The following is a 23973-nucleotide window of genomic DNA, read 5'->3' as shown; positions in this document are numbered from 1 at the left end:
CGATCAGATTGCGTAGTCCTACCATCAAGGACGTGGCCGAGCGGGCCGGCGTGTCGCTCAAGACCGTCTCCCGCGTCATCAACCACGAGCCATCCGTGCACGCGCGGACGCGCGACCGGGTACAGCGCGCGATCGAAGCGCTCGACTACCAGCCCGACCAGGCGGCGCGGAGCCTGCGCAGCCAGCGCACGTACGCCCTGGGCCTGGTCTACGACAACCCGAACGCCCATTACGTCATCGCGATGCAGAACGGCGTGCTCTCGGTGTGCCGCGAGCGCGGTTTCGGCCTCCAGATCCATCCCTGCGACGCCTCGGCGGCGCGCCTGGCGGACCAGCTCGGCGACCTCGTGCGGCGCAACCGACTGGCCGGGCTCGTGCTCTGTCCGCCGATGTCCGAGCAACCGGCGCTGCTTGCCGCGCTGACCGAACAGAAGGTGCCGTTCGTGCGGATCATTTCCGCGCGGCAGGATCCGAAGGACGGCTGGCCCTGCGTCTTCGTCGACGACCGCGACGCGGCCTACGCGATCACCGAACACCTGATCCAGCTGGGTCACCAGCGCATCGGCTTCCTCTGGGGCGGCAAGGAGCATCGTTCCAGCCCGGAGCGCTACAAAGGCTACGAAGACGCGCTGCGCGCCTACGGCATCGCCGTCGACAAGCGCCTGGTGGTCGAGGGCGACTATTCCTTCGACGACGGATTCCGCGGCGCGCGCAAGCTGCTCGCGCTGAAGGAGCCGCCGACGGCCATCTTCGGTTCGAACGACGAGATCGCGGCGGGCGTGCTCGCCGCCGCGCGCTCGGGCGGTGTCGACGTGCCGTGGGAACTCTCCATCGCCGGCTTCGAGGACAGCCCGTTCTCGAAGCAGTCGTGGCCCGCGCTCACGACCGCGCGGCAGAACACCGAGGAGATCGGCCGCCACGCCGCGCAGCGACTGATCGCGGAGATCGAACGCGAGGGCGACCACCACATCATCGAGAACGAGGGCTTCAGCCCCGATCTCGTCGTGCGCGGCTCGACGGCGCCGCGGCGGCTGCAGGCCTAGCGGAGCGTCGCGCCGCTTACGCCGTGGTCATCACGCCGATCGCCGCGATGGCGATGGCGAGACCGAGCCAGTTCAGCCACGAGAGCTTCTCGCGGAAGCCGAGCGCGCCGACCAGCGCGCCGAGCACCACGACACCGACGTTCATCGCCGCGAACACCAGCGACGGCGAATCGGGCAGGGCCTGGTGGCCACGCACGTAGAACAGGATGTTGGCGAAGTTGGCGACGCCGAGCAGGGCGCCGAAGCCGATGCTGCGCATCGCGACGGGCGCCGTGCCCATGGCGGCACGCACGATCACGGCGATCCAGCAGAGCACCATCGCGATCAGGAAGGAGGCGAGCAGGGCGCTGGCGAACGGCGCGCCCGCCTGCGCGACGAGCTTGAAGCTGATGTCGATGGCGCCGAAGCCCGCGAACACGGCCAGCGGCGCGAGCAGGCCGCCTTGCGCTGCCGTGCCGCGATCCTTGCGCCACAGCACGCACGCGACGGCGACCAGCGCCAGCAGGATGCCGGCGATCTTCGGCCCGGTCAGCGTGTCGCCGAGGAACGCGAAGGCGGCGAACAGCGAGACGAACAACGACAGCCGTTGCGCCACGTCCGTCCGCACGATGCCCGCGCTGCGCACGGAGCGTGCGAGTACCAGGAAGATCGCGGGGAGCAGCACGCCGAGCAGGACGAGCGGTGCCCAGGTGGCGCGGGCTTCGAGCGCGGCGCGCGGCGTCGCGCCCAGCAGCAGCGCGGCGAGCGCCGCGGCGACGACGTAGTTCGTCGCGACGGCCTGCACGATGTCGACGTTGGCGCGCCGGGCGAGCTTGAGCAGCACCGAGACGGTCACGCTGAAGGCGACCGCGAGGAGGATGTAGGTCATGGCGGCGTAGAGAGTGTCGAAGGTCGCGAGAATGGCACAGGATCATGGGCCCTCATGCGCCAATCGCCGATACGATCGGCTCCCACCCTCCGGAAGGATGGGAGCCGATCGTAGCGAATGTTCAGCCCTTGCGCGGCAGCTGCGCCGCTTCGCGCGCCAGTGCCTCGATACCCGCCCAGTCCGACGACGCGAGCTTGTCCGCGGGGGTGAGCCAAGAGCCTCCGACGCAGGCGACGTTCGGCAGGCTGAGGAAATCGCCGGCGTTGGCGAGGCTGATGCCGCCGGTCGGGCAGAAACGGATCTGCGGCAGGGGGCTGGCCCAGGCGCCGATCAGCTTCGCGCCGCCGGCGGGAACGGCCGGAAAGAACTTCTGGAAGCGGTATCCGCGTTCGAGCAGTTCCATTGCCTCGCTGGACGTGGCGGCGCCCGGCAGCAGCGGGAGTTCGGAGTCGTCGGCGGCATCGAGCAGGCGCGGCGCGCTGCCCGGCGACACGGCGAACTTCGCGCCGGCCTTGAGCGCGTTGTCGAGGTCGCGCGCGGTGAGCACGGTGCCCACGCCGACGAACGCGCCTTCCACTTCCGCGGCGATCGCGCGCACGGCGTCCAGGGCGGCAGGCGTGCGCAGCGTCACCTCGATGGCCGGGATACCGCCGGCCACGAGCGCGCGCGCCATGCCCACGGCCTTCGACGCGTCCTCGATGATCACGACGGGGACGACCGGCGCGAGGCGCAGGGTGGATTCGACGCGCTGCTGCTTTGCTTCGTTGCTCATCTGCTACTCCGGTGGATCAGAAGACGCCCGCACCGAGGTCGGCCGTGACGGCGGACTGGCGGAACATGGCGAAGAGTTCGCGGCCCATGCCCGTGTGGTGCACGGCCAGGTCGACGTTGTCGGGAATGCGGCTGTTCCATTCGTCGGCGTCGACGAGCACCTCGATCGTGCCTTCGTTGGCATCGAGGCGGACGAGGTCGCCCGTGCGGATGCGCGCGATCGGACCGCCCGCCTCGGCTTCCGGCGTGACGTGGATGGCCGCGGGCACGCGGCCCGACGCGCCCGACATGCGTCCATCGGTCACCAGCGCGACGCGGTGGCCGCGGTCCTGCAGGAGGCTGAGCGTCGGCGTGAGCTTGTGCAGTTCGGGCATGCCGCGAGCGCGCGGACCCTGGAAGCGCACGACCGCGACGAAGTCGCGATCCAGCTCGCCGCGGTCGAAAGCGGCCTTCACGTCGTCCTGCTCGTCGAACACGATGGCCGGCGCCTCGACGACCATGCGGTCTTCCGGCACCGACGACACCTTGATGACGCCGCGGCCGACGTTACCCTTGAGCATGCGCAGGCCGCCGTCCTGGCGGAACGGCTCCGCGATCGAGCGCAGCACGCCACGGTTGCCGCTCTCCTTCGATACCGGCTTCCACACCAGCGTGTCGCCCTCGAGCGACGGCGCATTGCGGTAGTGGTGCAGGCCCGGACCCATGATCGTGTTGACGTCGGCGTGCAGCAGGCCCGCGTCGAGCAGCTGGTCCATCAGGAAGCCCATGCCGCCGGCCTCGTGGAAATGGTTCACGTCGGCGTAACCGTTCGGATAGACCCGCGCGAGCAGCGGCACCACCGCGGAAAGCGCGTCGAAGTCGTCCCAGCGCAGTTCCACGCCGGCGGCGCGCGCGATGGCGACGAGGTGCAGCAGATGATTCGTGGAGCCGCCGGTGGCGTGCAGGCCGACGACGCCGTTGACGACCGAGCGCTCGTCGACGATGTGGCCGAGCGGCAGGTACTGGTCGCCGAGCGAGTCGATGGCGAGCACGCGTTCGACCGTCGCGCGCGTCAGCGCGTCGCGCAGCGGCGTATCCGGCGCCTCGAAGCTCGCACCCGGAAGGTGCAGCCCCATGATCTCCATCAGCATCTGGTTGGAGTTCGCCGTGCCGTAGAACGTGCAGGTGCCCGAGCCGTGGTACGAGCGTGCTTCCGCCTCGAGAAGTTCGGCGCGCGTGGCCTTGCCCGCGGCGAACGCCTGGCGAACCTTCGACTTCTCCTCGTTCGGAATGCCCGACGGCATCGGGCCCGACGGCACGAACGCGGACGCGAGGTGACCGAAGCTGAGCGCGCCGATCAGCATGCCCGGCACGATCTTGTCGCAGATGCCGAGGTACAACGCGCCTTCGTACATGTCGTGCGAGAGCGATACCGCGGTGGCCATGGCGATGAGGTCGCGCGAGAACAGCGACAGCTCCATGCCCGGACGGCCCTGCGTGACGCCGTCGCACATCGCGGGCACGCCGCCGGCGACCTGCGCGGTGGCGCCGAAGTCGCGCGCCGTGCGCCGGATCAGCTCCGGATAGCGCTCGTAAGGCTGGTGCGCCGAAAGCATGTCGTTGTACGACGTGACGATCGCGATGTTCGCGGCGTGGCCGTTGCGCAGCGCGTCCTTGTCCTTCTCGGCGCATGCGGCGAAGCCATGCGCGAGGTTGCCGCACGAGAGGTGATGGCGCTTCGCGCCCTTGCCGCGCGCGGCGTCGATCTTGGCGAGGTACGCGGCACGCGATTCGCGGCTACGCTCCACGATGCGCCGGGTCACCTCGGCGAGGATGGGATGGGTGGTCATGGCATGTTCCTGAGGCTTTGACCGCGCCCCGCGCCGCGCCGGCACGGGACTGTCGGGTGGATCGCCGGCACGGCGCCGGGACGACCCGTTGCCGCGCGTGTCCCGCGCGGCGGTAAGGCATGGGTGGTTACGGCGCCCAGTAGACCTCGACCGGGCCCTTCGCGTTCTTCAGCACGGCGCCGATGGGGTAATCCTCACCGGCCTGGGCTTTCGCGAGGATGTCCTTCTTGTCGGCGCCTTCGATATGCACGTAGAGCGCGCGCGTATCGAGCACCTTCGGCAGCGTCAGCGTGATGCGCGGCTCGCCGGCGTCCGGCGCGCGCATCGACAGCACCGTCTTCGTGCCCTTCGGATCGAGCGCCTCCGCGAGGTTGTCGCCGCCGGGGAAGAACGACGCGGTATGCCCGTCGCCACCCATGCCGAGGATCACGACGTCGAACGGCAGGCCCAGCGCGTCGATGCGCGCGCCGACCGCGCCCAGCGCCTTGTCCACGTCGTCCGCGTGCGCCTTGTCGAACAGCGGCAGGAAGGTGGCCGCGTGGGCCTCGTGGTGGAGCAGGTGGGCCGCCACCAGGCGAGCGTTCGAACGCTCGCTGTCGACGTCGACCCAGCGCTCGTCGACGAGCGTGATGGCGACCTTCGACCAGTCGATCTCCTGCTCGGCGAGCACGGCGAACATCATCTTCGGCGTGCTGCCGCCGGAGACGGCGAGCGTGGCCTTGCCTCGCGCATCGATGGCCTGCTTCAGCTTCGCGGCGACGTCGCGCGCGAGCTGGTCGGCGAGCGACAGCTTGTCGGTGAATTCATGGCGTTCGATCTTGGCGTTCATGCGGCATCCTCGGCCCAGGTACGGCCATCGCGTTCGATGAGCGCCACGGCGGCGCTCGGACCCCAGGTGCCCGCGGTATACGGCTTCGGCGTGTCGCCGCTGGCTTCCCACGCGTCGAGGATGGGGCCGGCCCACTTCCATGCCGCCTCGACCTCGTCGCGACGCATGAACAGGGTCGGATTGCCACGCACGACGTCGAGGATGAGCCGCTCGTAGGCGTCGGGCTGCTGCACGCCGAACGCCGCCGCGAAGCTCATGTCGAGCGGCACGTGGCGCAGGCGCAGTCCGCCCGGTCCAGGATGCTTGATCGTCAGCCACAGCTTCACACCCTCGTCCGGCTGCAGGCGCAGCGTCAGGCGGTTGGGCAGCAGCGGGCCGCTGGTCGGATCGAAGATGGAATGCGGCAGCTGGCGGAACGTCACCACGATTTCCGACACGCGGCTCGGGAGCCGCTTGCCGGTACGCAGGTAGAACGGCACGCCCGCCCAGCGCCAGTTGCCGATCTCCGCTTTGAGGGCGACGAAGGTTTCGGTACGGGACTGGTCGCTGCCGAGCTCGTCGGAATACCCCGGCACGCCCTGGCCCTCGGCGGCGCCGGCGCGGTACTGGCCGCGCACCGTGAGCTGGGCCGCGTTACGGGCGTCGATCGGGCGCAGCGAACGCAGCACCTTGAGCTTCTCGTCGCGCACGGCGTCCGGCGCCAGCGACGAAGGCGGCTCCATGGCGAGCATGCACAGCAGCTGCAGGATGTGGTTCTGCACCATGTCGCGCAGCGCGCCGGCGCGATCGTAGTACCCGGCGCGATGGCCGACGCCGACCGTTTCGGCGACGGTGATCTGCACGTGGTCGATGTGCTGCGCGTTCCACAGCGGCTCGAACAGCGCGTTGCCGAAGCGCAGCGCCAGCAGGTTCTGCACCGTTTCCTTGCCGAGGTAATGATCGATGCGATAGGTCTGCGATTCGCTGAAGACGCGGGCGACGGCGTCGTTGATCGCGTTCGCGCTCTCGAGATCGCGGCCGATCGGCTTCTCGAGCACCACGCGCGAGCGTTCGCCGTTCATGCCCAGCGAACCCAGGCGCTGGCAGATGTCGGTGAAGATGTCCGGCGACGTCGAGAGATAGAAGACCCGGATGTGGTCGGCCTTCTCGGCCATCAGCGCGGCGAACTCGTCCCAGCCGTCGGCCTTGCGGGCGTCGAGCGAGCGATAGCCGATCATCGCGATGAACGCGTCGAGCTGGGCCGGGACGACGTGCGACACACCCTTTTCGACCGCGGCGCGGACCTGCTCGCGATATGCCGCGTCGTCCAGACCCTCGCGCGCCACGCCGATGATGCGGCTCGACGCCTGGATCTGGCCGTCGGCGAAGCGGTGGTACATGGCAGGGAGCAGCTTGCGCACGGCGAGGTCGCCGGTGCCGCCGAAGATGACCAGATCGAACGGTTCGATCGGAAGGAGGGGAGCGCTCACGACGATGGCCTCACACAGGAACGGATGCCTCCGGATCGTACCAGTGACATACCAGGACGTACCAGCCCCGTACCACTGGACGCGACCATTCGCCGCCGTTCGAGACCACATGCTGCACCGCAAACGTTTGCACAGTGCATTTAGATCGTGCAAACGACCGTTTGAATGGCCGGCTGGTATGGCCGGGCTTGCATCTGCTTGCCCCAGTGGTCGGGGATTGGTATCTTCCCGGCATGGAAAGCGCCCTCGTCGCCGAATACCAGCGTCTGCACAACGACCCGGCCGTCCGGCAGCCGCTGGCGTACATGCGCCTGCGCCGGGCGATCCGCAACGTGATCGAGAACGGCGAGGTCCAGGTCGGCCACGCCCTGCCGAGCGAACGCGATCTGGCCAGGGCCCTCACCCTGTCCCGGGTCACGGTGCGCAAGGCCATCGGCGGCCTGGTGGAAGACGGCCTGCTGACCCAGCGCCACGGCGCGGGCACCTTCGTCTCCGAGCGCATCGTCAAGCCGCTCTCGCGCATGACCAGCTTCACCGAGGATCTCCGGGCCCGCGGGCTGAACCCGCGATCGGAGTTCTTCGAAAGGGCGATCGGCGAGGTCACGCCCGAAGAGGCCATGGCGATGAATCTCTCGCCGGGCACGCAGGTGGTGCGCCTGCACCGTCTGCGCTACGCCGGGGACGAGCCGCTCGCCATCGAGCGCAGCGCCGTCCCGCTCGATCTCCTGCCCGATCCGGGCCTCGTGGAGGATTCGCTCTACGAAGCGCTCGACAAGCTCGGCAACCGGCCGCTGCGCGCGTTGCAGCGCCTGCGCGCCGTGGTCCTCGGGCCGGCGCAGACTCGCCTGCTTCGCCTCGGTGCCGGCAGCGCCGGCCTCAACATCGAGCGGCGCAGCTTCCTCGACGACGGACGCATCGTCGAATTCACCTGCTCCTGGTATCGCGGCGACATCTACGACTTCGTCGCGGAACTGCAGAGCGACTGACGGGCACGACCATTCCATGACGATCCCTCCGCACGACACCCTGATGTTCCGCGAAGCGCACGAGACGGCCGAGGTCGTCGAGCGGCAGCTCGCGCTCAACGAGGCGGTCGTCACGGCCCTGGCCGAGCGCCTGCGCGCGAACCCGCCGCGCATGATCATCACCTGCGCGCGCGGCAGCTCCGATCACGCCGCCATGTACGCGAAGTACGTGTTCGAGACGCAGCTGGGCGTCGTCACCGCGTCCGCATCGCCGTCGGTCACCTCGATCTACCACGCGAAGCAGAACCTCCAGGGCGCGCTGTACGTCGCCGTGTCGCAGTCCGGCAAGAGCCCCGACCTGGTCCGCAACGCCGAGGCCGCGAAGAAGGCCGGCGCGCTGGTGGTCGCACTCGTCAACGTCGTCGATTCGCCGCTGGCCGCCATCGCGGATGTCGTCGTGCCGCTGCACGCCGGCCCCGAAAAGAGCGTGGCGGCGACCAAGAGCTACCTCGGCGCGCTCGCCGCGATCCTGCACATCGCCGCGCGCTGGAGCGGCAACCCCGCGATCGGCGACGCGCTCTCCGCGTTGCCCGCGCAGCTGCGCCAGGGCTGGGACGCCGACTGGAGCGCGCTCACCGAAGGCCTCGTCGACGCGCACAACCTGTTCGTCGTGGGCCGCGGATTCGGCTTCGCGGCGGCGCTCGAAGCCGCGCTGAAGTTCAAGGAAACCTCCGGCCTGCACGCCGAGGCCTTCAGCTCCGCCGAAGTGAAGCACGGCCCGATGGCCCTCGTCGGCCCGGAGTTCCCGGTGCTCTTCTTCGCGCAGAACGACGACACGCTGCCCGGCGTGCTCGACGTGGCCGCCGAGTTCCGCAAGCGCGGCGCGAAGGTGTGGATCGCCGCGCCGGGCGCCACGGGCGAGGGCGTGCTTCCGCTGGTGGCCACCGCGCCGATCAGCGCGCCGCTCGTCACCGTGCAGAGTTTTTACCGCGCCACCGCCGCGCTCGCGCTGAAACGCGGCTTCAACCCCGACTTGCCGCCGCACCTGAACAAGGTCACCGAGACGGTGTAGCGGGAGATGGGAGATGGGAGACGGGAGGTGGGAGATGGGGGATGAGGGGCGGTACCCCGGGCGCTGAAGGCGCCGCGACGCACAGCCACCGGCAACCCCGCGACACGCCACCCGCTCCCTTGATCGACCGCCGGAACCACGCCCCCAATTCCCATCTCCCATCTCCAGAACAGCCCCCCTGCAAAAGGCCCACCCCCCATGACCACCGCCCTCGTCAACGGCCGCGTTCTCACCGACAACGGATTCCAGGGCGGTTTCGCCGTGCTGATCGACGGTGACACCATCACCGGTCTCGCCCTGCCCTCCGATCCGCGCGTGCGCGCGGCGGAACGCCACGACCTCGGCGGCCGCACCCTGCTGCCCGGCTTCATCGACTGCCAGGTCAACGGCGGCGGCGGCGTGCTGTTCAACGACGCGCCGACCGTCGAGACCATCCGCACGATCGGCGAGGCGCATGCGAAGTTCGGCACCACGGGTTTCCTGCCCACGCTGATCAGCGACGACGCCGACGTGATGGCGAAGGCCATCGACGCCGTGAACGCCGCCGTCGAACAGGGCGTTCCGGGCGTACTCGGCATCCATCTCGAAGGCCCGTTCATCGCGCCGGAGCGCAAGGGCGTGCACGATCCGGCCAAGTTCCGCATCGCCGGCGCCGCCGATGTCGCGATGGTCGCCGGCCGCCACGGTGGCGTGACGTTGCTGACGCTCGCGCCGGAACGCGCATCGGCCGAGGTACTCGCGCAGCTGGTCGACAACGGCGTGATCGTCGCGGCCGGCCACACGGCCGCCGATTACGAAGTCACCCGTCGCGCGCTCGCCGCCGGCGTGCGGGGCTTCACGCACCTGTTCAACGCCATGACGCCGTTCACCAGCCGCGAACCCGGCGTGGTGGGTGCCGCGCTCGAGGATGCCGCGAGCTGGTGCGGCCTGATCGTCGACGGTCACCACGTGCATCCCGCGTCGCTGCGCGTCGCGATCGCCGCGAAGGCGCGCGAGAAGATGATGCTGGTGACGGACGCGATGCCGCCGGTCGGTTCGGACAACCCGAGCTTCGTGCTCAAGGGCGAGACGATCACGGTCCGCGACGGCGTCTGCCAGACGGCCGACGGCACGCTCGCGGGCTCCGCGCTCGACATGGCCACCGCCGTGCGCAACACGGTGAACATGGTCGGCGTGCCGTACGACGAAGCCGCCCGCATGGCCTCGACCTATCCCGCCGCCTTCCTGGGTCTCGGCGCCACGCACGGCCACATCGCCGCAGGCTTCCGCGCCGACTTCGTCGTGCTCGACGAAACGCAGCACGTGGCGGAAACCTGGATCGGCGGCGTACGCGTCCATACCGCCTGACGCCAGCACCCATCGCCGATCGCATCGGCGATGTTTTTCGTCGGCCCATAAAAAAGCCGGCGCTCCGCGCCGGCCAATCTGGGGAATCATCCTTCGTAAACGCGCCCGGATACGTCGTCCGGGCGCGCGTTGGCACGTCGTTTGATCAGAAGTCGTACCGGACGCCCACGCGAACGTAGCGCGGGTTCTGGAACGCGATCGGACGCTCGTAGTTGATGCTCTGCACCGGCACGCCGTTGCGGATCGCACCCGTCTCGCCGACGTCCACCTGCGCCACCGGACGCTGGCTGCCGACCACGTTGAAGACGGTCGCCGTGAAGGCCAGCGGCTGCTTCTCGCCGGCCCACATCGGACGGTATTCGGCGTTGAGGTCGAGGTTCCAGGTGTACGGCAGGCGGCCCTTCGAACCGCGCGGCGACGGCTGGAGCCCGCACTCGAAGTACGAGGCGCCGTAGTCGATCGCGTCGACCGGATCGACACCGATGCAGTTCTTCGGACGACCCGTCGCGACCGCGAGATTCGCACCGAGCAGCCATTCCGGCGTCGCCTGCCAGTAACCGTACGCCTTCAGCTGGTGCGTGCGATCGTTGGGCAGCGGGCCGTTCGTGTACTGCATGATCTCCGGCGCGTCCCAGTCCTGCGTGACGGACGGATCGAGCTGGCCGATATCCGACTTCAGCTGGCCTTCCGAGTTGCCGTAGCTACGGGAGAACGTGTAATCGACGCGGCCGTACCAGTCGTTGGCGAAGTGGTGCTCGAGGTAGAGGTCCAGCGAGTAGTAGCTACGCTTGAGATCCGGGAACTTCACGCCCGCCGGCGAGGTGAAGTCGTCCTTGCGCAGATCGAACGGCACGTAGTTGCCACCGCCGACGTCGACGAGGAACGTGTTCGACTTGCCCGGATTGAACAGGTAGCAGCCCGGCAGCGACGCGTTGCTGATGTCGATACCGTTGCGCGCGGCGTACGCTTCGAACGGACGCGAGTCGCAGAAGTCGTCGATCGAGCTCTTCAGCTTGCGATACGTGGCCTTGGCGCCGAAGCTCCAGTCCTCGTTGATCGCCTTGTCGAAGCCGAGGATGTACTCGTCCTGGTAGTACGCGTCGATGTCCTTGGCCGCGACCGTCTTCGGGTCGAGCGGCGTGCCGTCCTCGCCGTTGAGGTAGCGGCGGCCACCGAGCTGCGTGGTGCCGGTCGGCTCGCCGTTCGCGGCGACGCCCGTGTACGAGTAGTACTCGCTGTAATAGGTGGACGCCGAGGCGCCGCGGATGGCCACGTTCGACGGGATGGCGAGGTGGTAACGACCGGCGTTCGCGTACACCTTGAAGGTCGAGTCGCCGAACACGTCCCAGGTCGCGCCGATGCGCGGTGCGAGCTGGTGGCGCTGCTTGACGTACGTCGCGCCTTCGCCGTTGATGTTCTTGAACTGTTCGTTACGCAGACCGAGGTACAGCATGAAGCGATCGGTCATCTGCCAGTGGTCTTCGATGTACTGCGCTTCCTGCTCGGTCTTCACGCCCGCGCCGGTCTGGAACAGGCGCTTCTCGACGAAGTAGTCGTCGCCGGGCGGCGGCACGATGTCCGGACGGTTCGGCACTTCGCCGGCGTCCTGGTAGACCCAGCGATAGCCGCCTTCGTAGATGTTGCCGGCGTACGATTCGAGGGTCTGGTTGTCGACACCGACGCGGACGTCGTGGTCGCCGATGCGGTACTCGACGTCGAGGCGGTAGCCGTGCGTCTTGTCCTCGGCGCCTTCGCCGAGCACGGTACCGTTCACCAGGCCGCAGCCGACGATGGGCACGTTCACCGAGCGGCTGTCGGTGATCCACGGGCACTTCGCACTCGCAGCGTAGCCGAGGTTGCGCTCGTGGCGGGTCTTCGTGTGACCGTACAGCGCCGTCACCGTCAGGTCGTCGGTGAGGTAGCCGGTGTACTTGCCGATGTAGACGTCGCCGCCGGGCGCGGAACCCGGGCCGGCGTCGAAGTTCTTCAGATTGTCGACGCCGAGGTACGCCGCGCGGTGGCCCGTCGCGTAGTCGTACTTGTAGATGCTGCGCTCGGTGTTCGTCTTGTCGCCGAGACCCGTCACCTCGAGGAGGTGGTTGTCGGTGATGTTCCAGTCGATCTTGGCCATCCACTTCGTGGCCTTGTTCTCCTGGTAGGTCTTCTGCGGCGCGGTGATGACGCTGGTCGACTTGCTGTTCGAACGGGTGAAGTCACCCGCCGCGAACAGGAACAGCTTGTCCTTGATGAGCGGACCGCTGATGTAGCCGGTGTACTGCGTATCGGTGCTCTTGTTGCCGGAACGCGTCTGGTAGAGCGTGCCGTTCTTGCGATAGATGTTGCGCGGGCTCTGGCGCAGGCCGGCCGGCTGGAAATACATGCCGACGCCGCCCTTCCATTCGTTGCCGCCGCGCTTCGTCACGATGTTGATCACGCCGCCGGTCGAACGGCCGTATTCGGCGCCGTAACCACCCGTGAAGATCTGCTGCTGGTCGATCGCGTCGTACGGCAGGCTGGTGAAGCCGAGGCCCGTCAGCGCGTTCGTGACCGCGTAGCCGTTGATGTAGTACTGGTTCTCGGATGCCGACGAACCGCCGAACGAAGCGACGTTGCCGTAGCGGCTGTCGCCGGAGATCACGCCGGGCGCGAGCAGCGCCGCGGCGGTCACGTCGCGGGCGAGCGGCAGCTTCTGCAGCTGCTCGGACGTCAGCACCGTGCGCGAGTCGACCTGCGAGACGTCGATGGCGGGCAGCGCGTTGCCGGTGACCTGGACGCCTTCGAGCGTCTGGGCTTCGCCACTGCTGGCGACCGCGCCACCGAACGATACGTCGACGCCGCCCAGGCTCACCTGCACGTTGTCGCGCGTCTCGGCGGTCTGGCCATTGCGTTCGACGGACACGCGGTAGCGGCCGACCGGAAGCGAGCTGGCACGGTAGCGACCGTCGGCGTCGACGCCGACGTCGCGCGTGAGGCCGGTATCGAGGTTCTGCAGGTGCACGACGGCACCTTCCGGCTGCGCGACGCGACCGAAGACATTACCCGACGCATTGGACTGGGCCAGGACGGCACCGCTCGCGAAGCAGAGCGCGAGGGCTGAACAGAGGGCGGAACGGCGGATCGCTACGGCGCGATAGTCGGAACGTTGCATGTTTGTCTCCCCAGGAAACTGCAAGAAAAGCCGGTCACAAAGCGCGGACCGGACGTTGTTCTCGATTGCCGTAAACCACGTCTCGCCAGCCTGTTCCCCTCCCGGGAAATCCAGCCGCCGGGACGCATTCTCCCCGTGGCGTAATAAATCGCCCCCTTACGGCAATCTGTTACGGTTGTAATCGAATCATTTTGCGATGGTCAAGTGCATGTTAAGCCTCATCACAACAACTTGCGCTTTTTCAAGGGCTTGCTTGTTATCTGCCATCGTGCGGTAAACGTTTACGTGAATCGCGGCCAGGTCCGCTCCTACCCGTCGGCGCAGTGACTTTCGGGGCCCTGCGCGGTAGCATCCGCGCCGTTCGGGTGTCCCGCTGGCGTCGGCCAGGGGATGAAACGGGAAGCCGGTGCGCCACGTCGTTCGTGGCAAGGCCGGCACTGCCCCCGCAACGGTAAGCGTCGACGGCTGGTCCCGGTCAGGGGCCCCGTGGAACCGGTCATGCGCCACTGCGAAAGCGGGAAGGCACCGGTTCCGGCCAGTCCTGGCACGCGCGAGTCCGGAGACCGGCCCGATGAAGCGACCCGCCCCTTGTCTGGCGGGCGCTCCTGTTTCGGTCGATTCGCGGAGGGCGGATCCGGACAGCCGCCGGGTCTTGCCTCCCGTTCGCCGTTCGCTGCCCGTCCTCCTCGCGCGACCTTTCGTATGGCCGCGTCACGCGGCGGAGGAAGACGGTTCCATGAAGAAGACCCTGCTCGCGACGGCCCTGCTGTCGTCCATCGCCATGGCGCACGCCGCGGACACCCCCGATCAGCTCGATGCCGTGGTGGTGACCGCCAACCGCGCGCCGACGCCGGTGGACGACGTGCTCGCACCGGTCACCGTGATCACGCGCGAGGACATCGAGCGCCTGCAGCCGGTCGAGCTGCGCGATCTGCTCACGGGCCTGCCAGGGGTCAACGTGGCCAACACCGGCGGCATCGGCCAGCAGACCTCGCTGTTCATGCGCGGCACGAACTCCGCGCACACGCTGGTGCTCGTCGACGGTGTCCGCGTCGGTACCGTGGGTGCGGGCCTGCCCGCCTACGAGCAGCTGCCCGTCGACCAGATCGACCGCATCGAGGTCGTCCGCGGGCCGCGTTCGTCGCTCTACGGCTCCGACGCCATCGGCGGCGTCATCCAGATCTTCACCCGTCACGGGCAGGCCGGCGAGGCGCCGACACCGTCGCTCTCCGTCACCGGCGGCAGCCACGGTTACACGGCAGGACAGGTCGGGATCTCCGGCGGCACGCAACACGCCTGGTACAACGCCAGCCTCGGCGGCCAGTACACCTCGGGCATCAATGCCTGCCGCATCGGCGCGGGCACGGCGTTCCAGGGCTGCTTCACCGACGAGCCCGACCACGACGCCTACCGCACGTACAACGGCGCGCTCTCGGGCGGCTACCGCTGGGACGACGGCACCGAGTTGACGGGCAGCTGGCTGCGCAGCAAGGGCGACATCGAATACGACGGCGACTTCCAGAACTTCACCCGCCGCTCGCAGCAGGTGGCCGGCGCGAAGCTCGCCTTCGATGCGATGACCGACTGGCGCATGTCGCTGAGCCTCGGCCAGAACCAGGATCGCGCGGACAATTACCTCGACGGCGCGGACAAGACGCTCGACTTCGTCGATTACGGTGTCGACAAGGCGCGCGTGGGTTATCTGTATTCGAAGCGCAACCAGGCCACCTGGCAGAACGACTTCACGCTGGCGAAGGACCAGACGCTCTCGGTCGGCGTCGACTACCAGCAGGAAAAGCTCAAGAGCGATACGGATTACCTCAAGGACACCCGTAACAACACGGGCGTGTTCGCCCTCTACCAGGGCGTGTTCGGGCCTCACGAGATCCAGCTCTCGGCGCGCCACGACCACAACACGCAGTTCGGCAACCACACCACCGGCTCGGCGGCTTACGGCTTCCGCTTCGACAACGGCATGAAAGTCACGGCCTCGTACGGCACGGCGTTCCATGCGCCGACCTTCAACGACGAGTTCTACCCGTACGGCGCGCCGGTCGACCTGAAGCCGGAGAAGTCGCGGACCGCCGAGATCGGCCTGTCCGCCCGTCCCGGCGTGTGGAACTGGGCGGTCAACGCGTACCAGACCACGGTGGACGACCTGATCGGCTTCGACGCGAACTTCCTCCCGATCAACGTGAGCAAGGCGCGCATCCGCGGCCTCGAGGGCCAGGTCGGCGCCGATGTCGACGGCTGGCACGTGCGCGGCTACCTGACGTTCCAGCAGCCGGAGAACCGCGACGACGGCGTCCAGAAGGACAACCTGCTCGCCCGCCGCCCGCGCCGCATCGCGCGCGTCGACCTCGATAAGGACCTCGGTCCCGTCACCGTCGGCGGTTCGGTGTACTCGGCCGGCTACAGCTACGACGACGCGGCCAACACCCGCCGTCTCGGCGGCTACGCGACGGCCGACCTGCGCGCCACCTGGCACCTGGACACGGCGTGGAGCGTGCAGGGTCGGGTCGCCAACGTGGCCGACAAGCGCTATGAGACCGCCTCGTACTACAACCAGCTGGGGCGGACGTATTACCTGACGGTCCGCTATTCGCCGGTGCGCTGAGACCGATCCGGAACGGGGCACCCCTGCCTTCCGGCAGGGGCCCCACTAAAGGCACACGCGACGAAACGCGCATGAAGTCATAAAGTTCGCGGGCGCGGGGTGTCTTCCCGCGATCACAGGAAGTGTCGTGAACTTTTTCGCACCATTCATCCGCCGGCCCATCGGCACCTCGCTGCTCGCGGCGGGCCTGACGCTGGCCGGCGCCATCGCATACATGCTCCTCGGTGTGGCGGCCCTGCCGTCGATCGAGGTGCCGGCGGTGTTCGTCAGCGTCCAGATGCCGGGCGCCAACGCGCAGACGATGGCCTCGACCGTCATCGCCCCCCTGGAGCGCCATCTGGGGCAGATCCCCGGCGTCGACCAGATGTACTCGAACAGCTCGGAGAACGCCGGGTTCGTGCGGGTGCGCTTCAACCTCGATCGCTCGACGGATGCCGCGGCCCGCGACGTCCAGGCCGCGATCAACGCCGCCGCGGCCGACCTGCCGGCGGGCATGCCGACGCCGCCGCAGTACTTCAAGTTCGACACCGGCCAGATCCCGGTGCTACTCGTGGCGATGACGTCGAAGACGATGCCGCCCGACAAGCTCTACGATGTCGTCGATACGCTGATCGCGCCGTCCGTGGCGCAGATCGAGGGCGTTTCGCGCGTGCAGGTGTTCGGCGGCACGCCGCATGCGGTGCGCATCGAGCTGGACACGAACGCGCTGTCGGCGAAGGGGCTGACGACCAACGACGTGTCCAACGCCCTGCACGCCGCAAACGTCACCTCGCCCCAGGGCGTGCTGTCCGACGGCAACAGCCAGATGACCGTCGTGGCGAACGACGGCCTGCGCAACCCGTCGGACTTCGGCAACATCCTGATCTCCGTGCGCAACGGCATCCCCGTGCGGCTGTCCGACATCGCGAAGGTCTACAGCGGGCAGCAGGACCAGTACCAGAAGGCCTGGTTCCAGGGCGAACGCTCCGTGACCATGCAGATCAGCAAGCGGCCGGAAGCCAATTCCATCGCCACGGCCGAGGCCATCCGCGCGGCGCTGCCGCGTTTCCGCTCGCTGTTGCCCGCCGATGCGCAGGTCACGCCGATCTTCGACCTGACGCAGACGACGCAGTCGGCGCTGCACGAGGTCAAGGTGGCCCTGCTGATCAGCATCGTGATGGTGGTGCTGGTGATGATGGTGTTCCTGCGTCGCGTGGGACCGACGCTGATCGCGACGCTGAGCGTGCCGCTCTCGCTCGCCGGTGCGTTCGTCATCATGTGGTCGCTGGGCTATACGCTGAACACGATGTCGCTGATGGCGCTGGTGCTCTGCATCGGCTTCGTGGTCGACGACGCCATCGTGGTCATCGAGAACATCGTCCGCCACATGGAGAACGGGGCGAAGCCGATGGACGCCGCGCTCGAAGGCGTGCGCGAGATCGGTTTCACCGTGGTGTCGATCACGCTGTCGCTCGTCGCGGTGTTCGCGCCGCTGCTGTTCGGCAACAACATGATCACCAAGCTGCTGCGCGAGTTCTCCGTGACGCTCGCCGCGGCGGTGCTGATCTCGGCCGTGGTGTCGTTGACGCTGACGCCCGCGCTCTGCGCGCATTACCTCAAGCACGACCGACCCGACCGCCAGCCCGGACGCTGGGAGCTCGCGCTGGAGCGATTCGATCGCGGATTCCTCGCGTTCTACCAGCGCGGACTCGACTGGGCGATGCGCCATCGGCGCCTGATGCGCTGGCAACCGTTGTTCCTGCTCATCGCCACCGTCCTGCTCGCCATCGCGGTGGTGAAGACCGCCGGCGGCAACTTCATGCCCGAGGAAGACACGGGCATGTTGCAGGCGGAGATCAACGCGGATGCGAACATCTCGCCGGACGAGATGGCGCGGCGCCTGAAGCGCGTCGGCGACATGATGCAGGCCGATGCCACCGTCGCGGACGTCACCACCATCCTCGGCGGCGACAACGGCGGCGCGGTCGGCAGCAACGGCATGATGTTCGTCGATCTGAAGCCCAAGGGCAGCGGGCCGGGCGAACGGCGCGAATCGATGAAGGAGATCATCGAGCGGATGGGCAAGGAGTACGCGAAGATCTCCGATGTGCAGGTCTTCATGAATCCGGTGCAGTTCCTCGGCGGCGGTGGCGGCAACAGCAATCGCGGCCAGTACTCGTTCCAGCTGATCAGCACCAGCGGCGAGAACCTGCAGCCGTGGGCGCTGAAGCTCGTGCGGCAGATGCGCACGATGAAGGAGTTCCGCGACGTCGGCAGCGATTTCGACACCGTCGGCAAGCAGCAGATGGTGAAGGTCGATCGCGACGCGGCCTCGCGCCTGCTCGTCGGCATGGGCGACATCGATTCGGCGCTGTTCAACGCGTTCGGTCAGCGCCAGGTATCCATCATCTATTCGGACATCAACCAGTACTGGGTGGTGCTCACGGCCGCCGCCGCGCAGACGATCAGCCCCGAGGCGCTGCTCAACACCTACGTGAAGAACCATGCGGGCAAGATGATCCCTCTGTCCGCCGTGGCGAAGATCGCCCCGGTGGCGGTGCCGAACTCCGTGACGCACCAGAACCAGCTGGAATCCGCGGACATCACGTACAACCTCGCGCCCAAGGTCACGCCGGATCGCGGCAACGCGCTGGTGGAGCAGGCGGTGCACATGATCCAGCTGCCCCCGGGTATTCGCATGGACTTCACGGGCGCCAACCAGCGTATTCGTGACGCCCAGTCGAACGGCATGGTGCTGCTGATCGGCGCGATCGTCGCCGTGTACATCGTGCTGGGCATCCTCTACGAGAGCCTCGGACACCCGCTGACGATCATCTCCACGCTGCCGGCGGCGGGCGCCGGCGCGTTCCTCGCGATGCTGGTGACGCAGACGCAGCTGACGCTGATGGCGATCATCTCCGTGCTCCTCCTGATCGGCATCGTGAAGAAGAACGCGATCCTGATGGTCGACTTCGCGCTCGTCGCGCAACGCGAGCAGGGCATGTCGCCGGTGGAGGCCATCCGCCAGGCGGCGCTCGTGCGCTTCCGCCCGATCACGATGACCACGCTGGTGGCGATGGGCGCGGCGTTGCCGCTGGCCATCGGCTTCGGCGTGGGCTCCGAGATGCGCCGGCCGCTGGGCATCGCGATCGTCGGCGGCCTGCTGGTCTCGCAGCTGCTCACGCTGCTGAGCACCCCGGCGATCTACCTCTGGAACCACGACCGGAAGGAGCGCAAGTACCGCCGCATGCTGAAGCGTCGGTACAAGCGGTGGCAGAAGATCCGCAAGGCGCGCGACAAGGGCATCGGAAAGCTGGTGCCAAGCGAGGCCTGATCGCGGCGTTGTCGCGGACCCATCGCCGATACGATCGGCTCCCACCCTCCGGTAGCAGGCGAAAAGGGTGGGAGCCGATCGCATCGGCGATCCCGCGACAGCGGGCCGACGGCGAGCGACGCCGAACCGCCGAATTCCTACAGCGCCACCCGGGCCGCCATGCTCCGCACGTAATCCCGCACGTCGACCGGCCACGCCTCCGTCAGTTCGTCGAAGCGGCCGGCCTCGCCACGATGGAACGCCCGCGACGCCTCCTCGTATCCCGGCAGGTCGCCGGCGAGCGCGAGCATCACACGGTCCACCGCCTCGCTCGCCTGACGGACCTCGTCCGCGGCGCCGGTCTCGCGACGGGCGGTCTCGACGAGCTTGCGCAGCGCCACCGAGGCGCCGCCGGGCTGCGCCGCGAGCCAGTCCCAGTGCCTCGGCAGCAGGGTGACCTCGCGCGCCACGACGCCCAGCTTCGGCCGTCCCGGGCCGCGCCTGGCGGCCGGCTCGGCGGCCCCCAGGCGGCCCAGCACGTCATGGGTGCTGCCGCGGTAATCGATGTCGACGGGTCGGCCGGTGGCGTCGTCGTAGACGATGGGCATCCCGTTTGGATCGGCGTCGAGATACGCCTTGCAGCGCTCGGCGACGGCGATCAGGGAGCCCGCGGCGATGCGGGTGTGGTGATGAAAAGCGGTGTAAGTAGCCATGCCTCACATATTACCCGGGTTAAATATCGAACGCAATAAGTTCCGGGTAAATTTATGACGAGCTACGAGACACCCCACGCATACGAATCCATCGACAGGACGCCGTACGTGATGCCGCCATCGATCGCCATGGGGGTGTCGTCGCCCGCCGCGCCGCGGGCGACCAGCAGCGGCAGGTAGTGTTCCTCGGTGGGATGGGCGCGGATCGCGCTCGGCGCCACGCTGCGGTAATCGCGCAGCGCATCGACGTCGTCTTCCAGCACCGCCTTGCGGCTCCACGCGGCGAAGGCGCGCGCGTAATCGGCGACGTCGCCGTCGCGGCGCACTTCATGGAGGTTGTGCGTGAGGCTGCCCGAGCCCACGATCGCCACGCCGCGATCGCGCAAGGGCGCCAGCGTCCGGCCCAGGCGCAACGCGGTGGCCGCGTCGAGGTTGTGCGGCATGGACACCTGGATGACCGGCGTGTCCGCGTCGGGCCGCAGGTAGCGCAGGGGCACCCAGGCGCCATGGTCGTAGCCGCGCTCGGCGTCGACCATCGCCACGAAGCCACCGTCGATCAGCAGCGAGGCCGTTTCCGCCGCGAGCCCGGGGGCGCCGGGCGAGGGGTAGGTCAGCGAATACAGCGGAGGGGGAAAGCCGCCGAAATCGTGGATGGTCGGCGGGCGCTCGGCCCCGGTCACACGCACGCCGCAGGTCTGCCAATGCGGCGACACGACGACGATGGCCGACGCGGCCGCGATGCGCTCGCCGAGGTCGGTGAGGCGGGAGCCGAGCAGGCCGGGCTCCAGCGCGAAGGTCGGGGCACCGTGGGAGACGAAGATCGCGGGGGCGCGGAACATGGGGAAATCACCGGGGGACGAGGCCTGATGCCACCTGTTCAATGTAGGCGCGCGACGGTCGGCGATAAATCGCCGTGCGGAGAACGGATTGGCGCATCAGGCGAACGACGCGCCAGCTCGCCTAGGTCACCCGATCGACCTGCCTGTCGCGCCCGAGCTGCTCGACCGGCACGGGCCGGGAGAAGAAATAGCCCTGCATCGCGACGCAGGCCTCGTCGAGCAGCCAGCGCCGCTGCCTTTCGGTTTCGACACCCTCGGCCACCACGTGCAGGTCGAGGTTGCGCGCGAGGAAGACGATGGAGCGGCAGATCGCGGTGTCGAAGTGGTCTTCTTCGATGCGCGCCGTGAAGTGCCGGTCGATCTTGATCTTGTCCAGCGGGAGGCGCGACAGATACGTGAGGTTGGAGTAGCCGGTGCCGAAGTCGTCGAGCGCGATGGTCACGCCCATCGCGCGTAGCTCGTGCAAGGTGCGGATGGCGCGCTCGGGCTCGTGCATGAAGGCACTTTCGGTGAGCTCCAGCTCGAGCGCCGAGGCGCGCGCGCCCGTCTCGTCCAGGATGCGCCGGACTTCCGCCGCGAGGTCGGTATGCACCAGCTGCTGCGCGGAGACGTTCACCGCGATGCGGCAGTGCTGGCCGAGCGTCTCGAGCACCAGCCGCTGCTGCCGGCAGGCCTCGCGCAGCACCCACTGGCCGATCGGCACGATCGCGCCCGTTTCCTCGAGCAGCGGCACGAGGCGTTCGTTGCCGAGCAGGTCGCCCGGCGCCGAGGGCCAGCGCAGGAGCACCTCGACGCCGGTGACCGTGCCGTCGGCGCCGTCGTGCTGCGTCTGCCACGCGAGCGCGAGTTCGTTGTCGAGGTTGGCTTCCGACAGCCGCGTCAGCACGCTCAGGCGCGCCATCGCCGTGGCATGCATCTCCGCGGAATAGCAGCGCCAGGCGTGCCGGCCCGAGCGCTTCGCGTCGTACATCGCGGTGTCGGCGTTGCGGATGAGCGTATCCGCGTCGGCGCCGTCGCGCGTCGCGAACGCGACGCCGATGCTGCACTTCAGGCGCTGCAGCGTGCCGTCGACCGCGAGTGGTTCCTCGATCGCGCGCTGCAGCCGGGGGAGGATCTCGACGGCTTTCACCGGGGACTCGTCGAAGGGCACCATCGCGACGAATTCGTCGCCACCGAAGCGGCCCACGTGGCCCTGCGCCCCGAGCACGTCGCCAAGGCGCAGGCTGATGTCGCGCAGCACCTGGTCGCCCAGCACGTGACCGAGCGCGTCGTTGATCACCTTGAAGTGGTCGAGGTCGATGAACATCACCATGAGGCCCGTCCCCGCCGCGACCGAGTCCACGAGGAGCGCGTCGAGGCGCTCGCGCAGCGCCCGCCGGTTGGGCAGGCCGGTCAGTTCGTCGTGCGTCGCCTGGTGGTTCAGGCGGTCCTCGTAGCGCCGCTGCTCCGTGACGTCGCGAATGATCGCCAGCGTGCCGCGGCCGCGTGGGTCGCGGTAGTCGGACAGCGCCAGTTCCGCTTCGAAGGGCATGCCGTATTCGGGCTCGATCCACGCCGTCGCATTGGTGCCTTCCGGCGCGCCGCGGTCGATCGCTTCGAGCGCCTCGGCATCGAGGAAGTCCGCCGCCCGGCGCCCCACCAGCGGCGCGGCCATGCTGCCGAGCCGTTCTTCCGCGAGGTGGTTCGCGTATTCGATGCAGCCTTCGCGAACGATCAGCAGCGGCAGCGGCATCCGCGCCAGCAGCTGACGATAGGCCGCCTCGCTGGCCGCGAGGTCGCGGTCGATGTTCTCGAGCCGCTGCCGCGTCTCGTGCAGCACCGTGATTTCGCTGATCGTGCCCGAGAGGATGGAATGACCTTCCTCGTTCGTGATCCGCGCCGCGCGCAGGTTCACGCGCACCTCGCGTCCATCCGGCCGGCACAGGCGATGTTCGCACTCGTAAGGGCCGTCGCCATGCGAGAACAGCCGGAGCCACTCGACGATGTCGGGTTGATCGGCGGGATGCACCAGCTTGTAATAGGTGCCGATGCGCCCGCCCACGCGCTCGGGCGGGAGACCGGTGATCTCGTGGACGAGGCCCGACCACGCGATGGTCTGGTTGACCAGATCGGCTTCCCACAGGCCGATGTGACCGGTGCGCTGCACGTCGCCGAGATGTCGGGCGCTGCGCGACAACGCGTCGACGAGGCGCGTCTGGCGGCGGTAGGCGCGGTCGAACAGCGCGGCGAAGCCGTTGAGCAGCAGGACGAGCGCCAGGGTGGCCAGCATCGACGGTCGCGCCTGGCGCATCCAGTCAGCGACGATGCCGTTGCGGTCGAGGCTGACCAGCGCGACGAACGGATAGCGCGCGGACGCCTGCCAGGCGTAGAGACGGTCGTCGTCGTCGTAGTGGCCGACCTGTCCCGACGCCGGCGAGGCGCGCGTCCAGCGCGCGTCGATGTCGTCGCGATTCGTGGCGAACGGACGGCCGTCGAGCGAGAAGACGGTCATCGACGCGTTGAGCCCGAGCAGCGAATGGCGCATCCCGTCGCGCACGCGCGCGGCGTCGATCAGCGTGCCGAACGCGGCCGGCTGCGGAACGCGCGCATCGACGAGGACCCGGATCGCCGGTGGCGCCGCGCCCTGGCGGTCGGCGATGCTTACGCGCACGCTGGCGCCGAGCGCCATGCGCCGAGGGGCGGCGAGGCTCCCGCGCCAGTCCAGCAGCGGCACGCTGGTGGAGGCGATGAGGCGGCCCTCGGCGTCGAGCGCCACGAAGGCGGGCAATTCCGGGTGGCGGGCCTGCACCTCCGCGAGGCGCGCGTGCAGGGCGCCGGGTTCGGGACCGTCCACCGCGTTCCGCAACGCGAGCAGCGGTCCCAGGCTGGCGTCGATGTCCTGGTCGATCATCCGGACGGTGCCGGAGGCCGACCCGGAGAGCTGGCGGCGGGCGTTGCCAAGCATGCTCCGGTACCCGTCGAGCTGCAGCAGCGTGACCAGGGCGACCACGCCGACGGACAGCGCCACGGCCACGGCCCAGACGGCCAGTCGCGCGTGGCGCACGCGCTTCCGACTCGCCAGCTTGAGCGCCGTGCCATCCATCCTCTGCGTTTCCTCGTGCCGTGCCGGCCGTCCTGCCCGAACGGAATCCGTGGGGTCTGTAACGGCATGGGGGCCGCCGCCTTGAACGG

15 protein-coding genes and 1 riboswitch are annotated in these 23973 nt (G+C 68.5%); of the genes, 6 read left to right on the top strand and 9 right to left on the bottom strand.

Going from position 1 to position 23973, the window contains the following annotated elements; all coding sequences use genetic code 11:
- Nucleotides 1-8 precede the first annotated feature (8 nt).
- Entirely contained in the window at nucleotides 9-1043 is a 1035-nt protein-coding gene (locus tag J2X58_RS14545; RefSeq protein ID WP_310049027.1) for a LacI family DNA-binding transcriptional regulator, read from the top strand.
- A gap of 16 nt (nucleotides 1044-1059) precedes the next feature.
- Here J2X58_RS14545 and J2X58_RS14540 read toward each other — a convergent pair whose 3' ends face one another.
- From J2X58_RS14540 to zwf, 5 genes are all read right to left on the bottom strand, one after another.
- Complete coding sequence (locus J2X58_RS14540) at nucleotides 1060-1911, bottom strand: EamA/RhaT family transporter (RefSeq protein WP_310049026.1); 852 nt, start codon at nucleotides 1909-1911, stop codon at nucleotides 1060-1062.
- Nucleotides 1912-2032: 121 nt separating this feature from the next.
- A complete protein-coding gene (eda, locus tag J2X58_RS14535; protein ID WP_090059017.1) occupies nucleotides 2033-2683 on the bottom strand; it encodes a bifunctional 4-hydroxy-2-oxoglutarate aldolase/2-dehydro-3-deoxy-phosphogluconate aldolase in 651 nt (216 codons plus the stop codon).
- A 16-nt stretch (nucleotides 2684-2699) separates the two neighbouring features.
- Nucleotides 2700-4511: a phosphogluconate dehydratase gene (edd, locus tag J2X58_RS14530; RefSeq protein ID WP_090175099.1), complete on the bottom strand. Its 1812-nt coding sequence runs from the start codon at nucleotides 4509-4511 to the stop codon at nucleotides 2700-2702.
- Between the two features lie 127 nt (nucleotides 4512-4638).
- Nucleotides 4639-5340 carry a 6-phosphogluconolactonase gene (gene pgl / locus J2X58_RS14525; protein WP_310049025.1) on the bottom strand — a complete coding sequence of 234 codons (702 nt, stop codon included), beginning with the start codon at nucleotides 5338-5340 and terminating at the stop codon, nucleotides 4639-4641.
- Entirely contained in the window at nucleotides 5337-6809 is a 1473-nt protein-coding gene (zwf, locus tag J2X58_RS14520; protein WP_254779456.1) for a glucose-6-phosphate dehydrogenase, read from the bottom strand. The genes pgl and zwf overlap by 4 nt, the downstream gene beginning before the upstream one ends.
- Nucleotides 6810-7042: 233 nt before the next feature.
- On the opposite strand from zwf, the gene J2X58_RS14515 reads away from it, so the two are divergent.
- The 3 genes from J2X58_RS14515 to nagA all read left to right on the top strand — a co-directional run bounded on the left by J2X58_RS14515 (nucleotide 7043) and on the right by nagA (nucleotide 10193).
- Nucleotides 7043-7795, top strand: a complete 753-nt coding sequence (locus J2X58_RS14515; RefSeq protein ID WP_090059026.1) for a GntR family transcriptional regulator — start codon at nucleotides 7043-7045, stop codon at nucleotides 7793-7795.
- A 16-nt stretch (nucleotides 7796-7811) separates the two neighbouring features.
- Nucleotides 7812-8846, top strand: a complete 1035-nt coding sequence (locus J2X58_RS14510; protein WP_310049021.1) for an SIS domain-containing protein — start codon at nucleotides 7812-7814, stop codon at nucleotides 8844-8846.
- Between the two features lie 198 nt (nucleotides 8847-9044).
- The gene (gene nagA, locus J2X58_RS14505) at nucleotides 9045-10193 is read left to right on the top strand and encodes an N-acetylglucosamine-6-phosphate deacetylase (protein ID WP_090059031.1); all 1149 of its coding nucleotides are present in this window, start codon (nucleotides 9045-9047) and stop codon (nucleotides 10191-10193) included.
- A gap of 145 nt (nucleotides 10194-10338) precedes the next feature.
- Here the strand turns inward: nagA and J2X58_RS14500 are convergent, their stop codons facing one another.
- Entirely contained in the window at nucleotides 10339-13341 is a 3003-nt protein-coding gene (locus J2X58_RS14500; RefSeq protein WP_310049019.1) for a TonB-dependent receptor, read from the bottom strand.
- A 346-nt stretch (nucleotides 13342-13687) separates the two neighbouring features.
- Nucleotides 13688-13928, top strand: a riboswitch (cobalamin riboswitch).
- A gap of 149 nt (nucleotides 13929-14077) precedes the next feature.
- Here J2X58_RS14500 and J2X58_RS14495 point away from each other — a divergent pair.
- Nucleotides 14078-15958 carry a TonB-dependent receptor gene (locus J2X58_RS14495; protein WP_310049018.1) on the top strand — a complete coding sequence of 627 codons (1881 nt, stop codon included), beginning with the start codon at nucleotides 14078-14080 and terminating at the stop codon, nucleotides 15956-15958.
- 127 nt (nucleotides 15959-16085) lie between these two features.
- Nucleotides 16086-19271, top strand: coding sequence for an efflux RND transporter permease subunit (locus J2X58_RS14490; protein WP_310049016.1), 3186 nt, complete (start codon nucleotides 16086-16088; stop codon nucleotides 19269-19271).
- Nucleotides 19272-19408: 137 nt separating this feature from the next.
- Here J2X58_RS14490 and J2X58_RS14485 read toward each other — a convergent pair whose 3' ends face one another.
- The 3 genes from J2X58_RS14485 to J2X58_RS14475 all read right to left on the bottom strand — a co-directional run bounded on the left by J2X58_RS14485 (nucleotide 19409) and on the right by J2X58_RS14475 (nucleotide 23884).
- Complete coding sequence (locus tag J2X58_RS14485; protein WP_310049015.1) at nucleotides 19409-19963, bottom strand: DUF2239 family protein; 555 nt, start codon at nucleotides 19961-19963, stop codon at nucleotides 19409-19411.
- Nucleotides 19964-20025: 62 nt separating this feature from the next.
- Entirely contained in the window at nucleotides 20026-20802 is a 777-nt protein-coding gene (locus J2X58_RS14480) for a class III extradiol ring-cleavage dioxygenase (RefSeq protein ID WP_090057891.1), read from the bottom strand.
- Nucleotides 20803-20923: 121 nt separating this feature from the next.
- Nucleotides 20924-23884 carry an EAL domain-containing protein gene (locus tag J2X58_RS14475; protein ID WP_310049013.1) on the bottom strand — a complete coding sequence of 987 codons (2961 nt, stop codon included), beginning with the start codon at nucleotides 23882-23884 and terminating at the stop codon, nucleotides 20924-20926.
- Nucleotides 23885-23973: the final 89 nt, after the last annotated feature.

This window comes from Luteibacter sp. 3190, from assembly GCF_031456385.1.
Taxonomy (GTDB): Bacteria; Pseudomonadota; Gammaproteobacteria; order Xanthomonadales; family Rhodanobacteraceae; genus Luteibacter.
Note: the sequence above shows the minus strand (reverse complement) of the source record. Positions and strands in the feature narration are given on the sequence as shown.